This window comes from Streptomyces sp. NPDC057877, assembly GCF_042796855.1.
Lineage (GTDB): Bacteria > Actinomycetota > Actinomycetes > Streptomycetales > Streptomycetaceae > Streptomyces.
Genome location: NZ_JBHVMS010000002.1, coordinates 136159 through 151431, shown reverse-complemented (window position 1 = coordinate 151431; position 15273 = coordinate 136159). Strand labels below are relative to the sequence as shown.

The 15273-nt window shown below is 71.6% G+C and carries 11 protein-coding genes; 2 read left to right on the top strand and 9 right to left on the bottom strand.

Annotated elements, in window-relative coordinates; genetic code table 11:
* Positions 1-120: 120 nt before the first annotated feature.
* Positions 121-678 carry a TIGR04222 domain-containing membrane protein gene (locus ACFVQG_RS04570; RefSeq protein WP_383376775.1) on the top strand — a complete coding sequence of 186 codons (558 nt, stop codon included), beginning with the start codon at positions 121-123 and terminating at the stop codon, positions 676-678.
* 59 nt (positions 679-737) lie between these two features.
* Here ACFVQG_RS04570 and gcl read toward each other — a convergent pair whose 3' ends face one another.
* The gene (gene gcl, locus ACFVQG_RS04565; RefSeq protein WP_383376774.1) at positions 738-2522 is read right to left on the bottom strand and encodes a glyoxylate carboligase; all 1785 of its coding nucleotides are present in this window, start codon (positions 2520-2522) and stop codon (positions 738-740) included.
* A gap of 164 nt (positions 2523-2686) precedes the next feature.
* On the opposite strand from gcl, the gene ACFVQG_RS04560 reads away from it, so the two are divergent.
* Complete coding sequence (locus tag ACFVQG_RS04560) at positions 2687-3328, top strand: hypothetical protein (protein ID WP_383376772.1); 642 nt, start codon at positions 2687-2689, stop codon at positions 3326-3328.
* 48 nt (positions 3329-3376) lie between these two features.
* On the opposite strand, the gene ACFVQG_RS04555 is transcribed toward ACFVQG_RS04560, so the two are convergent.
* The 8 genes from ACFVQG_RS04555 to ACFVQG_RS04520 all read right to left on the bottom strand — a co-directional run bounded on the left by ACFVQG_RS04555 (position 3377) and on the right by ACFVQG_RS04520 (position 15273).
* Positions 3377-4471, bottom strand: coding sequence for a lytic polysaccharide monooxygenase (locus ACFVQG_RS04555; protein WP_383376771.1), 1095 nt, complete (start codon positions 4469-4471; stop codon positions 3377-3379).
* Positions 4472-4603: 132 nt separating this feature from the next.
* Positions 4604-6832: a glycoside hydrolase family 6 protein gene (locus tag ACFVQG_RS04550; protein ID WP_383376769.1), complete on the bottom strand. Its 2229-nt coding sequence runs from the start codon at positions 6830-6832 to the stop codon at positions 4604-4606.
* 40 nt (positions 6833-6872) lie between these two features.
* The gene (locus ACFVQG_RS04545) at positions 6873-9089 is read right to left on the bottom strand and encodes a glycoside hydrolase family 3 N-terminal domain-containing protein (protein ID WP_383376767.1); all 2217 of its coding nucleotides are present in this window, start codon (positions 9087-9089) and stop codon (positions 6873-6875) included.
* Positions 9090-9229: 140 nt separating this feature from the next.
* Positions 9230-10354, bottom strand: a complete 1125-nt coding sequence (locus tag ACFVQG_RS04540) for a cellulose binding domain-containing protein (RefSeq protein ID WP_383376765.1) — start codon at positions 10352-10354, stop codon at positions 9230-9232.
* Positions 10355-10692: 338 nt separating this feature from the next.
* A complete protein-coding gene (locus ACFVQG_RS04535; protein ID WP_383376763.1) occupies positions 10693-11718 on the bottom strand; it encodes a LacI family DNA-binding transcriptional regulator in 1026 nt (341 codons plus the stop codon).
* 118 nt (positions 11719-11836) lie between these two features.
* Positions 11837-12958, bottom strand: a complete 1122-nt coding sequence (locus ACFVQG_RS04530; RefSeq protein WP_383376761.1) for a CU044_5270 family protein — start codon at positions 12956-12958, stop codon at positions 11837-11839.
* Complete coding sequence (locus tag ACFVQG_RS04525; protein ID WP_383376759.1) at positions 12955-13581, bottom strand: RNA polymerase sigma factor; 627 nt, start codon at positions 13579-13581, stop codon at positions 12955-12957. Before ACFVQG_RS04525 ends, ACFVQG_RS04530 begins: the two co-directional genes overlap by 4 nt.
* A gap of 90 nt (positions 13582-13671) precedes the next feature.
* Positions 13672-15273, bottom strand: coding sequence for an AMP-binding protein (locus ACFVQG_RS04520; RefSeq protein WP_383377922.1), 1602 nt, complete (start codon positions 15271-15273; stop codon positions 13672-13674).

Here is a 15273-nt window from a genome sequence, read left to right as displayed (position 1 = left end):
TTCAACCACCCCGCCCGGCGGGCATTCTGCCGTCACACGGGGCCCGCCGGCACGGGGGCGGCGGGCCCCGTTACGGGGGTGATCGTGATGTACGAGAGGAACGGGGGAACGGCGGACAGCGTGGGACGACTGGCCCCGCAGGAGATCGCACTCCTGCGGGGCGGCCCGCGCGCCGCCGTCACCGTCGCCGTGCTGGCGCTGCATCTGCGCGGCGCGGCGATGCCGGACCGGCCGGGGACACTGAGCCCCCGGCCGCTGGACACGGGGGCCGAGGGGACCCCGCTGGAGATCGCCGTGCACAGCGCCCTGCGCGAGCCCACGCGGCTGCGCAAGCTGGCACGGGATCCCGAGGTACGCCTGGCGGTGGCCCGGATGCGCATCCCGCTCGCCGAGGCGGGGCTGCTGCGCTACCCGCTGCTCGGGCCCACCCGCGCCACCCGGCGCGAGGTGCGCGCCCTGCGCAAGCGGCATGCCATGCCCACGAGCAGGCGGGGTCTCGGCGACCACGACAAGCTGCTCGCCGTCGCCCTGCACGGCGAGGCGGCCCTGCACGTCCTCGCCCCGCGCTTCGCGCTGCGGGCGGGGCTCGTGCCCCGGGCCGAGGTGGCGGACAAGGGCCTGCTGAAGCACTCCTCGCGCAGTGGCTTCGCCGACTTCGGTGACAGCGGCGGGGACTGACCGCACGGCGCGCGAAAGGGGCGGCCCCAGTCGAAGGGCCGCCCCATGGGCCTCGTACGTCAGGCCTTCAGCGTCCGGACGGACGTCGGCGCGTGCCCGGGCTCCGTCGCCACCTCCTCGAACTCCACGACGTCGCCGATGTCGTTGGTGACCGACATGGAGATGTTGGTGACGCGCTCCAGGATCGCCTCCACGACCACCGGCACCTGGTACTCCGCGGCGAGCTTCTTCGCCTGCTCGAAGGCCGCGCCCAGTTCGCCGGGGTCGGTGACCCGGATCGCCTTGCAGCCCAGGCCTTCGGCGACCTTGACGTGGTCGACGCCGTAGACGCCCAGCTCGGGCGAGTTGATGTTCTCGAACTCCAGGTTGACCTGGAAGTCGATGTCGAACGCCCGCTGTGCCTGACGGATCAGGCCCAGGTAGGAGTTGTTCACCAGGACGTGGACGTAGGGGATGCGGTGCTGGGCGCCGACGGCGAGTTCCTCGATCAGGAACTGGAAGTCGTAGTCCCCGGAGAGGGCGACGACCAGGGAGTCCGGGTCGGCCTTGGCCACGCCGAGGGCGGCCGGGATGGTCCAGCCGAGGGGGCCCGCCTGGCCGCAGTTGATCCAGTGCCGCGGCTTGAAGACGTGCAGCATCTGGGCGCCCGCGATCTGCGAGAGGCCGATCGTGGAGACGTACCGGGTGGCCGGGCCGAAGGCCTTGTTCATCTCCTCGTAGACGCGCTGCGGTTTGATCGGGACGTCGTCGAAGTGGGTACGGCGCTGGAGCCGGGCCCGCTTCTCCTGCGCCGCGGCGGCCCAGGCGGAGCGGTCGGGCAGCGCGCCGGACGCCTTCAGTTCCCGCGCGGCCTCGACGAGGAGGCGCAGGGCGGCCTTGGCGTCGGAGGCGATGCCGTAGTCGGGGGCGAAGATCCTGCCGATCTGGGTGGGCTCGATGTCGACGTGGACGAACTTCCGCCCGGCGGTGTAGACGTCGAGCTTGCCGGTGTGGCGGTTGGCCCAGCGGTTGCCGATGCCGAGGACGAAGTCGGACTCCAGGAAGGTGGCGTTGCCGTAGCGGTGGGAGGTCTGGAGGCCGACCATGCCCGCGTTCAGTTCGTGGTCGTCGGGGAGGACGCCCCAGCCCATCAGGGTCGGCACGACCGGGGTGCCGGTCAGTTCGGCGAACTCGACGAGGAGTGCGGCGGCGTCGGCGTTGATGATGCCGCCGCCCGCGACGATCAGGGGGCGTTCGGCGGCGTTCAGCATCCCGAGCGCCTTGTCGATCTGGGCGCGGGTCGCGGCGGGCTTGTAGACCGGCAGCGGTTCGTACGTCTCCGGGTCGAACTCGATCTCGGTGAGCTGGACGTCTATCGGCAGGTCGATCAGGACCGGCCCTGGACGCCCGGAGCGCATCAGGTGGAACGCCTGCTGGAAGACGCCGGGCACCTGGGCGGCCTCCAGGACGGTGACGGCCATCTTGGTCACGGGAGCCGCGATGGAGGCGATGTCGACGGCCTGGAAGTCCTCCTTGTGGATCACCGCGGTCGGGGCCTGACCCGTGACGCACAGGATCGGGACGGAGTCCCCGATGGCCGAGTACAGACCGGTGATCATGTCGGTGCCCGCGGGGCCGGAGGTGCCGACGCACACGCCGATGTTGCCGGGGTGGGTGCGGGTGTAGCCCTCGGCCATGTGGGAGGCGCCCTCGACATGGCGGGCGAGGGTGTGGTGGATCCCGCCGGAGGCCTTCAGGGCCGCGTAGAACGGGTTGATCGCCGCACCCGGCACCCCGAACGCGTCGCTGACGCCCTCGCGCTTGAGGATCTCTACTGCCGCGCGGGCAGCGGTCATACGAGCCATTGAGTACTCCTGCTTCGGCTGTCGGTTCGCACTCCCGTCGCGCCCCGCGGTGAGCACTTCCGTATAGCGGAATAACACTTCTACTATCTGGAAGTAAAGTAGCCGCGTGCACGGACACCGTCAAGAGACGGACAAGCGGCACACCGTTGGCGCACCATGGGTCCATGTCCGAGAGCGTGTCGGTGCGCTGTCCGGCCTGTCGGCGTGCGCACACCTACTCCGCGCCGTCCTATCCCTGCGCGTGCGGCGCCCCCGTCACGGCCCCGCTCGACCGGCGGGGCACCCCCGCGCCCGTCACCCACCGCTCCTGGGACGAGGAGTGGCTGGCCGTGCGCTGCGCGGTCTGTGGCCGTACCGGGCAGTGGCCGCGGCCGGAGCTGGGCTGCCCCTGCGGGACGACCCTGCGCATCCCCGTCGCCGGGCGCGGCGGATCCGGCCGCCCGGTCCGGGAGCGGGACGCCCGCGACGCCGTCCTGGCCGCCGCCCGCCATCTGCACCGCCTCGGCCACCGTGACCTGCACCGCGCCGAGCACCGGCCGACCTCCGGCGTCGCGCTGACCGCCCCCGGACTGCTGGCCCACGTCGACCCGTCGGGGCGTACCGCCTCGCTGCGGGACGTGGAGTGCCTGTGGCTGACGGCGATGACCCGGTCCCTGGGGTGCGTCCACTTCGCCCGCGGCGGGTACGCCGCCGACGCCCGCGTCCGCGCGGACCGGCTCGGCGTCCCGCTGTTCGTGCTCGACCCGGCGGGGGGCGTACGCCCGGTCAACCCCGCCGCCGACGCCTTCGGCACCCCGGGCACATGACGGCGCCGGTCCCCACGGAGGGAACCGGCGCCGGTGGTGCGGACCGGGCTACGGGTTGACGCAGCCGATCGAGCCGACCGGGAAGTCGTTGCCGGTCGAGTTGGCGGTGAAGCCGAACGTGACACTGCCGTCGGCCGCGATGGTCCGGTTGTAGTCGGCGTTGCTGACCTTCACCGTGCCGTCGCTGCCGGTACTCAGCACACCGTTCCAGACACTGCTGATCCGGGTGCCGTCACCCGGCTTCCACTGCACGGCCCAGCCGTTCTGCGCCGTGGTGCCGTGGTTCATCACCTTGACGGAACCCTGGAAGCCGCCGCCCCAACTGCTCGTCACCTCGTAGACGGCCATGCAGCCGGTGTGCGGGTCGGTCGGGGTGGGGGTCGGCGTCGGGTCCGGCGTCGGCGTCGGGTCCGGGGTCGGCGTGCCGCCGCCCCCGATGCCGGTCACCTCGCCGTTGCCGCCGTCGAAGACGACGTCGGAGCAGGAGAAGAAGTTCTCGTTGCTGTCCGAGCGCACCCACTGGATGAACATCACCGCGTTGCCGGAACGGCCGGAGGGCAGGTTCAGGTCCCAGAAGTAGTGACCGGACTCACTGCCCACCGAACCGGACTGCGGCGGGTTGGTGACCGTCTGGATCAGCTCCAGGTCGTTCCAGCCCAGCGGGGAGGTCGGCGAGTAGCCCGGCTTGGAGAGGTAGACCCGGAAGGAACCGGGGTGCGCCGCCCAGTTGCTGTACTTGACCCGCATCGTCGCCCCCGAGGTGAGGTGCGTCCGGGGCCAGTCGGAGCGGGCGGCGTTGTAGCCGGTGAAGTTGTACGGGGACCGGTCCCCGGCGCTGCACAGCTTGCCGTCGGGTACGTAACCGGCGCCCCGGCCCGCCGCGTTGGAGTCGAGCACCGCGAACCAGTTGTACAGCGCCGTGGCGCCGCTCTCGGCGAGCGCGGCCTTGCAGGCGGGGTTGGTCGGGTTCAGGGCGCCGGTGCTGCTCTTGCCGTCGAGGTAGCAGAGGTAGGTCCGCGATCCGGGCATCATCGCCACGCCGTGCGCCTTGGCGCTGCCCTGCGCGAGCAGGGCCAGGCCGATTCCGCTGAGCAGGGTCGCGAGCACCGCCATCAAGGAGACGATGCGTTTGGGGCTTGCCATGGTGCCTCCTGTGCATGTGTGGGGATGTGTGCGGGGTCGTGCCGGGCGCCCTCACCGGGCGTTGGAGCCCCCGCCCGTCCGGGGAGTGGTCGCGCCGGACGGGCGGGGGAGTCGGGGAGTGGGTGGTCGGGGTCAGCTCGGCGGGGTGCCCCAGGCGAGAGAGGTGCCGAGGTAGGCGGGGATCTTCGGGGCGTCCGTGTAGGAGGTGGCGGTGGCGCGGCTGTGGTCGTCGGACTCGTCGAAGGCGGACCAGTCGGCCTTGCTCATCCGCAGCTGGACGTCACCGGTGTCCCGTCCGGCGGCCAGCGTCCCGTCGGTGAAGGAGACCTCCAGGTAGGCGTCCGCGCCGGGCACGGGCGTGGTCAGCGGCACCACCCGCAGCCGCACCTTGGAGCAGCCGACGGAGGCGTAGTCGCACCAGGCGCTGACGGTGGCCGAGCCGCCGTCCCGGGTGAAGTAGTAGCGGGCCGTCACCCCGCTCAGGTCCAGCGAGCCGGTGCCGGTGTTGTGGATCCGCAGGCTGGGACGGATCGAGTTGTCCGCCACCGCCGCGTCGTTGTTCTTGTACGTGACCTTGACGCCGCCCGTCGGGTCCGGGCCTCCGCCGCCCGTCTCCGTGGTGACGGACAGCGCGGTGGACGGCGCGGACACGTTCCCGGCCGCGTCCCGGGCCCGGACGGTGTAGGCGTAGGCGGTGGCCGCGGTCAGACCGGTGTCGGTGAACGCGGTCGTGGTGACCGGCGACGAGGTGACCCGGGTGCCGTCGCGGTACACGTCGTAGCCGGTGACGCCCCTGTCGTCGGTCGACGCCGTCCAGGCCAGCGAGACGCTGGACGCGGTCTTGGCCGTGCCGCGCAGCCCGGTCGGCGCGGTCGGCGCGGTGGTGTCATCGCCGTTGCCGCCGTCGTCGCCGACGGCCGGGAGGGCGTTGCGCACCAGCATCGTGAACTGCTCGTGGAACCAGTGCCCGGCGAGCGGGGCACCCTCCATGGCGCCGGTCTTGCTGCCGCCCGCGTTGGGCGGCGTGAAGGTCGGGTCGCACATGGGGTCGAGGTGCTTGCCCTCGTCGTTCGGGATCTCGGTGCTCGACCCGTCCGACTCACCCGGCGGCTTCACCCACAGGAACGCGTCGAGCCGGGAGTCGGGGAACCCGGAGGGCGCGGCCTGCGGGGGCTGGCCGAGTCCGGCACCGCTGACGTTGCACCACAGGCCCCGGTGCACCCTGCGGTCCACCTTGGACTCGCTGACGTAGGTGTCGAGGGTGGTGCTGGTGGACTCGGCGGTGGGCCGGCCAGCGCCGCCCCAGCCGTTGCGGGAGGTGTCCACGATCATGCCGGTGGAGGCGGGCCAGCCCGCACCGACGAGCGCGGTGTGCAGGTTCTTGGTGAAGTCCGTCTCGTCGAAGTTCCGGTTCCACTCGTAGTACTTGCCCGACCTGATCTGGTTGCCGCCGACCATCTTCTCCGGGTCGGGCAGGAACGGCTCGGCGAGCGGCGTGTAGTTGGAGACGTTGGTGACGAGCCCGTCGACGCTGCTCAGCCCGGCCCGGGTGCCCCGGGCGACCTCGGTGTAGAGCTGCACGGTCCCGCTCAGGTTGTTGTCCCAGCCGAGCCAGCCGGAGTGGGCGAAGTCGAGGTACGTGTAGACGTTCGGGATGGCGTGCAGCTGGTCCAGGGCGTAGCGCACGGCGTCGGCGTAGATGCCGCTGCTCTTGGCCTGGGCGCACTCGGGGTCGGAGGTGTTGGTGACCAGGTTCGGCAGTCCGTCCGGCTCGATGACGGTGGTGATCCGGATGTCCTGGTACTTCGGGTTCTTGAAGACATTGGCGATGACGTCGATGTACTCGCTCTTGTAGCGGGCCAGCCCGGCCGCCGTGAGCGGCAGTTCGCCGTTGGAGGCGAGGGCGGCGCAGTCACGGCCCGGCAGGTCGTACACCACGAAGGTGGCGGTGATCGGCTGACCCGGCTTCTTCTGGGCGAGGGCGAGGTCGAGGTGGTCGGCGAGGCTCTTGCGGCCCGCGTTGGCGTCACCGCCGTGGATCGCGGCGATCCGGTCCAGCCAGACGGCCGTGGGCCGGTTCTTGACCTGCTCCATCTTCGCCTTGAGCGTGGCGTCGCTGGTGCGGGCTATGGAGCTGTCGACGTGCTCGGCGTAGTCGGGGTTGACGTAGAAGGTGGCTCCGGCGAACGGGTTGTCGACATGGGCCTCGGCCGCCGCCGCCTGCGACGGCCCGGACAACTGGGCCGCCGCCGCCAGCAGCAGGGTGCTGAGCACGGCGGCCAGCGCGGCCGGCCGCCTCCGGCGCGGGCGACGCGGGCCGTGGCCGGGGCCGTGGCCCGTGCGTCTGCTCCGGTCTGTCATGTAGCCCTCCTTGGGGTACGGGTCGTGCGGGTGGGGTGGGTCAGCCAGTGGTGCAGCGCGGGGCGGGACTGCCCGCGCTGCCGTTCGCGGTGTATCCGAACGAGGTGGTCGCGCCCGGGGCCAGCGCGCCGTTGGAGGAGGTGTTGCGTACGGTGGCCCGGCCGCCCGCGACGGTCAGGGTGCCGTTCCAGAGGCTGGTGACGGTCGCGCCGCCGAGGTCCCAGTCGACGGTCCAGCCGGACGTCGGGGCGGTCCCGGTGTTCTTGACGGTGATCTCGGCCTGGTGGCCGCCCGGCCAGGAGTTGACGAGCCGGAAGTCGGCGGTGCAGCCGCTCACCGGGTCAGGATCGGGGTCGGGGTCGGGGTCGGTGGTGCCGTCGTACGTCAGCCCGTGTCCGTAGGGGAACAGCGGGCTCTTGCCGTCGCCGTCGTTGACCGGCTGCTGCGAGGCGCTGCGCATCCAGCTCACCGGGAGCTTGCCGGTCGGGGCGTGGTCCCCGAACAGCACGTCGGCGACGCCGCCGCCCTCGGTGCCGGGCAGCCAGGCGGCCAGCAGCGCGCGCCAGTCCGGCAGTTGGGCGGCGATGTCGAGCGGGCGCCCGGAGACCAGCACCACGGCGACGGGCACGCCGCTGGCCTTCAGCCGGGCGAGGGTCTGGAGGTCCTCCTGGTCCAGGCCCATGGCGCCGGGCCGGTCACCCCGCATCTCCGCGTACGGCGTCTCCCCGACCACGGCGACGGCGGCCGTGTAGCTCCCGTCGATGCCGTTGCCGTACCGGTCGTAGGTGACCCGGGACGGGTCGGTGACGGCGCCCCGGATGCCCTCGAGGACGGTGGTGCCCTCGGTGACGTCCCCGCTGCGGCCCTGCCAGCCCAGCGTCCAGCCGCCGCTCTGGTTGCCGATGTCGTCGGCGGACTTCCCGGCGACGAACACCTTCGCCGACTTCGACAGCGGCAGCAGGTCACCGTCGTTCTTCAGCAGCACCTGGGATTCCCGCACGGCTTCCCGGCCGAGGGCACGGTGCGCGGCGGACCCGACGGTGGAGGTGTACGACCGGTCGGTCAACGGCCGCTCGAACAGGCCGAGTTCGAACTTCTTGGTGAGGATGCGCCGGTTGGCGTCGTCGATCCGGGCCATGGTGATCCGCCCGGCGTTGACCTCACCGCGCAGCAGGCTGAGGAACCTCGTGTAGTCATGCGGGACCATCACCATGTCGACACCGGCGTTGACGGCGGTGGTGATCTCCGCGCCGGTGAAGCCGCTCTGTCCGTCGAGCTGGTCGACGGCGGCCCAGTCGGAGACGACGAACCCGGTGAAGCCCAGCTCGCCCTTGAGGACATCGGTGACCAGGTACTTGTGGCCGTGCGAGCGCACCCCGTTCCAACTGCTGTACGACAGCATCACCGAGCCGACGCCCCGCCGTACCGCCTCCTGGAACGGCGGCAGGTGGACCGCCCGCAACTCGGCCTCGGACAGCTCGGTGTTGCCCTGGTCCACTCCCCCGGTGGTGCCGCCGTCGCCGAGGTAGTGCTTGGCGGTGGCAAGCACGGAGGCGGGGTCGGCGCCCAGGGTCTGGCCCTGCATGCCGGTGATGAACGAGGTCATGGCGGTGGGCAGTTCGGGCTTCTCCCCGAAGGACTCGTACGTCCGCCCCCACCGGTCGTTGCGCACCACGCACAGGCACGGCGCGAACGACCAGTCGATGCCGGTGCCCGCCACCTCCTCGGCGACCGCGCGTCCGATACGGCGCACCAGGTCGGGGTCGCGGGTGGCGCCCAGGCCGATGTTGTGCGGGAAGATCGTGGCCCCGCGCACCGCGTTGTGGCCGTGCACCGCGTCGATGCCGTAGATCATCGGGATGCCGAGCGGGGTGGTGAGGGCGGTGCGCTGCAGGGAGTCGTAGGTGTCGGCCCAGGTCTGGGCGTTGTTGGGGCTGACGGTGGAGTCGCCGCCGGAGAGCACCGAGCCGATCCGGTGCGTGGCCAGGTCCGACTGCGGGACCAGCGCCTCCTTCTCGACCTGCGTCATCTGGCCGAGCTTGTCGTCCAGCGTCATCCGGCCCAGCAGATCGGCGACCCGCTGCGGCACCGGCAGGGACGGGTCCTGGTAGGGCAGCGCGGCGGCGGAGGCGGCGGCGGGTTCGGGGGTCGGGGCCGCGCCGGTCAGCCCGGTCACGGCAAGGACGGCGGCGCACAGCGCGGCGAGCAGCGCGGGGCGGCGGGACGGTAAGGAACTCGGGCTCGGGCTCAGACGCATGGGGCGGGGGGCCTTTCCGGGTACGGGCCGGAGGAGGGCGAGCGGCGGCGGGTCATGCGAGGCCGAGCCCCTTCGGGCCCGCCCCGATCGGCGTGGGGACGGAGCGGGCCCGGGTTCGGTTGTCGGCTCGGGTGGCGGGATCAGGAGCAGGCGGTGCCGTTCAGCCGGAAGACGTCCGGCTGGGCGAACGTGCCCGTGTGGGAGCCCTGGAAGCCGAAGGTCACGCTGGCTCCGGGGGCGATCCGCGTGTTGTGCGCCACCGGTGTCGCGGTGACGGCCCCGGTCGACGGGGTGACGGTCGCGTTCCAGGCGTTGGCGATCCGCTGGCCGGACGGCAGCGTGAAGCCGAGCTGCCAGCCCTCGACGGGCGCCGAGCCGGTGTTCTTCACGGTGACGTCGGCGGTGAAGCCGCCCTGCCAGACGTTGGTGGCGTAGCTGACGTCGCAGCTCGTCGTCGGGTCGCCGGGACCGCCCGGGTCACCGCCGCCGGTGTTCACGCTCGACGAGAACGAGTTCACCGCGAGCCCGGCGCCGTTCTGCCAGGGCTCGAACCCGGCCTGAATGCTCGTCAGGTACCAGTTGTTCTGCGCCATGCCACGGGAGACGGCCTGCCGGACGAAGTCCATGACGTCGAAGTTCCAGCTGCTGATCGCGGACGGCGCGACGAAGGAGATCACGTCGTTGGAGCCGTTGCTGCCGGTCCAGATCTCCCAGCTGCGCCCGCCCACGGTCGCGTTGCCGACCGGTGAGCCGATGGGCTGGATGGAGCCGACCCGGTTGAACCAGATCATGATCTCGGTCCGGTTCACCCCGTCGGTGCGGGGCGTCGGGTCCAGCCAGATGTCGTACGAGGCGTTGTAGACGGCGTTGCCGACATAGCCGTACGAGATGCTGCTGGGCGCGCTGGAGATGGTGCTGATCTGCGCCGGGAGGTTGGTGCCCGGGGAGCAGTTGGTGTAGTGGCAGCCGTTGAAGACGGACGGGTACGACTTCGGGGCGCCGTTCGTGGGCACCGAGCCGTCGGCCTGGGTGACCGTGAAGCCGGTGTCCGTGGCGTTGACGCACTGGGTGGCGCTGGTGCCCCAGCGGTTGTTCTGGACGACGTAGCGTCCCTGGATCACGGTGGAGCCGTACTGCTCGCAAATCAGGGTGTCGGCCTGGGCGGCCGGTGCGGCGGTGAGGAGTGCCACCACGGTGGCGAGAGCGGTGAGCAGCGTGCCGAGCAGAGCGTGCGGGGTGCGGGTGCCGCGTGGTAACGGTCGCATGCGGGGGCCTCTCCGGGGGTGCGGGGGACATGTGGGGCGGGAGCGCTCCCAACTCCCCACTGATGGGAGCGCTCCCATTACTTGGTACGCCGGTGACTGTAGGAGGGCCACATGTCCCTGACAAGATGTCGCGCACGGAGACTGTCGAAGGGATTTCGAAGGCGCAGGTCAGGGGTGATGATCCACAACGAGTCGAACGGGTTGGGAGCGCTCCCGAAACATTCGAAGGGGTGGGTGGCGGTGGGAGGGCGGCCCAGGGCCGGAGTCCGGTCGCCGGGAGTCCGGTCGGTCGCAGTGCGGTCAACCGGAGCCCGTCAGCCTCGTCGGCGGAAGTCCCGTCAGCCGGAGTCCCGCACGACCAACCGCGTCCGCAGGATCACATGCCGCCAGGCGACCTCGGGCTGCTCCATCTCCTCGAGCAGCAGCCGCACCATGGTGCGGCCGATCTCCTCCAGCGGCTGCCGCACCGTCGTCAGCCGCGGTGCCGTGTCCTGGGCGAGCCGGAAGTCGTCGAAGCCGATCACCGCCACGTCCTCCGGCACCCGGCGCCCCACCGCGCCCAGGGCGGCCAGCGCCCCGGCGGCCATGGTGTCCGACGCGGCGAAGACGGCGTCCAGGTCGGGATGGCGGGCGAGGAGTTCGGCGGTGGCCCGGCGCCCGCTCTCCGGGGTGAAGTCGCCCTCGACCTCCCAACTGGCCCGTGGCTCGATGCCCGCCCGGGTCAGCGCCTCCCGGTAACCACGCAGCCGGGACTGGGCGACGTACATGTCCAGTGGCCCGGTGACGGTGCCGATCGCCCGGCGTCCGCCGCGCAGCAGATGGGCGACGGCGTCCCGGGCGCCGCCCGCGTTGTCCGCGTCGACGTAGGTGACCTGCTCGTCGCCGGAGCGGCGGCCCAGCAGCACGGTGGGCAGCCCGGCGTCGGCGAGCATGTCGGGCAGCGGGTCCTCGGCGTGCACCGACATCAGCAGCACCCCGTCGACCCGGCCGCCGCGGGCGTACTCGACGAACCTGGTGCGCTCGGCGTCGGAACGGACCAGGGTGAGCAGGAGTTGCACGGAGGTGTCGGCGAGCGCGTCCCCGACCGCGCGCACCACCTCCGAGAAGAACGGCTCCCCGAACTTGCGCCAGTCCTTCTCGGTGATCGCCAACGCCACCGCGTCCGCCCGCCGCCCGGCCAGCGAACGCGCTGCCAGATTGGGCACGTACCCCAACTCCGCGATGGCCCGCTGCACGGCACGCCGGGTCGATTCCTTCACACCCGTCGCGTTGTTGATGACGCGGGAGACGGTTCCCCGCCCCACCCCGGCAAGGGCGGCCACTTCCTCCAGCGTCGGCGTGGTGCCGGGGCGCCGCTTGACCATATTCACCCCACCCCCAGGGCACCCGATCTTACGGGCCCGGGGTGGCGCGTGATCGGGGGACGCCGGATTCGCCCTCGGGGTGGTGCCGCGGCCTGGGCCCCGGCACCACCTCCGGCGGTCAGCCCTGGCGCTCGGCCCGCGTCTCCTGCGCCTCGGTGGGCCGTCGGCCCGCCTCGTCGACGACGGCGTGCTCCAGTTCTGCCGCGCTGGACAGAAGTGTCCCGGTCTTCCCGTAGGGGGTGTCCTTGACGAGGTAGCTGCGGCAGCCCAGGTAGGTGTAGGCGTTCTTGTCGAAGACCCACTCGGTCCGGATGCCGTACCGCGTGTCGTCGCGGGCGATGCCGAGGCCCCGGCGGCCGATCGCGTCGCGGGCCTCGGGGGCCGGGGTGACGCCCGGGATCTTCGCCGCGGCGCGGTAGAGGGCGGCGGCGGTGCGGGGCGGCATCACCTCGCCGAGCAGGGATCCGATCTGCTCGAACACGGCCTGGTCGCGTTCCCGTCCGTCGGCCTGCGGGGTCTTGGCGTAGAGGTAGGTCAGCAGCTTGTCGGGGTCGGTGGGCAGTGAGCTGAGCCAGTGGTAGGTGGGCCGGTTGATACCGGCCGGGGTGCCCTCGGTGTCACCGAATTCGGCGTTGATGGGGAACGTCTGGCCGTCCTCCCGGATCAGGCCGAGCTTCCGCAGGGGCGCCGGGTCCTGCGCGGCCCACACCTCGCGGTCCACCAGCGGGCCGAGGACGGCCTTCCCGCTGGTCAGGTCGGCCCCGCGGGTCTTCTCCCTGGTGTAGACGAACTGGTCGTCGCGCACCGTGAGGTCGGCCCGCGTCTCCGTGGCGTCGGAGATCCGGTCCAGGAGCGCGGCGGCGGGCCGCATGTCAGTGGCCGTACCGTGCGACGCGGTTCCGGCGGGCGCCGGGTCACCACCGGTCAGCGCGATCCCGGCCGTCACCGCGCAGGCCAGGGCCAGGGCGGTCGCCGGTGCCAGGATCGCGGGGCGCAGCAACTGCCGGGCCGAACGGGTACGGGGCGAGCGGGGACGGATCGAACGGGGGCGGGTCGAAGCGGGGCGGGCGACCTGGTCCCGGTCGGTCCGGTCGTGGTCGATCTGGTGCATCAGACGGTCCTTGTGACGAAGGTGCTGCTCGCGCGGGAGGTCCCAGTCGGCCGGGGCCGGGAGCAGACGGGCGATCTCCTCGCGGTCGCCGTGCCGCTCCGGGGGAGCGCCGGTCGGGTGGTCGTTCATGTGAGCCCCTCCCGTACGGGCAGGGCCGCGATCGCGGCCGCACTGGTCACCTCTCCGTGGGCGGTGGGTGGTTCCCGGTCCTCTTCCGCGAGGCGGGCGAGCTTCTTGCGCGCACGTGACAGGCGGGACCGTACGGTTCCCACGGCGATGCCCAGCGCCTCGGCCGTCTGCTGGTAGTCAAGGCCGGACCACACGCACAGGGCCAGTACCTCCCGCTCCTCGCGCCGCAGCCGTCCCAGCGCGGTCTGCACGGCACGCAGGTACCGGGCGTCGTCGATGCGCCCGATGGTCCGGGGCGCGAAGTCCTCCTCCACCCGTGGCTGCGGCTGGCGCGCCAGGAACAACTGCCGTCTGACGACCCCCCGGCGGGCGTTCTCCGCCTTGTGGGTGGCGATGCCAAGGAGCCAGGGCAGCAGGGAGCCGCCGTCCTCGTGCACCCGCTCACGGGTCCGCCACGCGGACAGGAACGTTTCGGACATGACCTCTTCGGCTGTCGACCAGTCGCCCGTCAGTCGCAGGCCGTGGTTGTAGACGGCCCGGGCGAACTGCTCGTACAGCAGGGCGAACGCCTCTCGGTCCCCCTCGCGCACACGGCGACGTACGTCGTTGTCTGAGTCCCTCACGCACACTTCTCTCCGCGGCACCGGAGGAGTTCCCGTTACCTGTGTCACGCGGTGGTGCGCTCGTGACGCCGTCCACACGGCCCCTCAACACTAAATTCCCCGGCTCTGTCCCTCCGCCCCGTACGCCTCCCGCAACTCCACCTTCCGCACCTTCCCCGACACCGTCATCGGGAAGGCCTCCAGCACACGCAGCCCGCTCGGGATCTTGTAGTGCGCCAACCTCCCCTCACAGAAGGCGCGCAACTCCTCCAGCGTCGGCGGTTCCGTCGCGTCGCGTGGGATGACGCAGGCGAGGACCTCCTCGCCGTAGCGCTCGTGGGGTATGCCGACGACCTGGACGTCCGCGATCTTCGGGTGGGCGTGGAGGAACTCCTCGATCTCGCGGGGGTAGATGTTCTCGCCACCCCGGATGATCATGTCCTTGATGCGGCCGACGATCTCCAGATAGCCGTCCTCGCGCATCACCGCGAGGTCGCCGGTGTGCATCCAGCGGCCGGAGTCGACGGCTTCGGCGGTCCTCTCGGGCTCGTTCCAGTAGCCGAGCATCACGCTGTAGCCGCGGGTGCACAACTCGCCCGCCGTGCCCCGCGGTTGGGTGACCCCGGTGACCGGGTCGACGACCTTCACCTCGAGGTGCGGCAGGACGCGGCCGACGGTGCCGGTGCGGTGTTCCAGGTCGTCCTCGCGTCGGGTCTGGGTGGAGACGGGTGAGGTCTCCGTCATGCCGTAGCAGATGGAGACCTCGGCCATGTGCATCTCCGAGACCACCCTCTTCATCACCTCCACCGGGCAGGGGGAGCCCGCCATGATGCCGGTGCGCAGGGAGGAGAGGTCGTACGAGGCGAAGTCGGGGTGGTTCAGCTCCGCGATGAACATGGTCGGGACGCCGTACAGGGAGGTGCAGTGTTCCCGCTCGACCGCGCGCAGGGTCGCCGCCGGGTCGAAGGACGGGGCGGGGATCACCATGCAGGCGGCGTGGGTCGTGGCCGCCAGGTTGCCCATCACCATGCCGAAGCAGTGGTAGAAGGGGACGGGTACGCAGACGCGGTCCTGCTCCGTGTAGGCGATCATCTCGCCCACGAAGTAGCCGTTGTTGAGGATGTTGTGGTGGGAGAGGGTGGCCCCCTTGGGGAAGCCCGTCGTGCCCGACGTGTACTGGATGTTGATGGGGTCGTCGCAGGACAGCTCCGGGAACGGGGCGGGTGTCGCGCGGGCGAGCAGCGTGTCCCAGCTCGGGTCGCCGATGTACACCGTCTCGCGCAACCGCGGGCACCGGCCGCGCACTTGCTCGACCATCGCCCGGTAGTCGCTCGTCTTGTGGCTGAGGGAGGCGAACAGCAGGGAGATCCCGGCCTGGTTGAGGACGTACTCGACCTCGTGGGTGCGGTAGGCGGGGTTGATGTTCACCATGATCGCGCCGATCCGGGCGGTGGCGTACTGGACGAGCACCCACTCGGGGCAGTTGACGGCCCAGATGCCCACCCGGTCGCCCTTGCCCACCCCGCTGGCCAGCAGCGCGTAGGCCAGTTCGTCGACGTCCGCCGCGAACCGCGCGTAGGTCCAGCGCCGTTTGGAGGGCACGTCGACGAGCGCCTCACGGTCGGGCCAGGCGGCCACGGCCCGGTCGAGGTTGGCGCCGATGGTGTCGCCGAGCAGGGGGGTGGTGCCGGTGCCGTGCACGTAGGAGTCCAT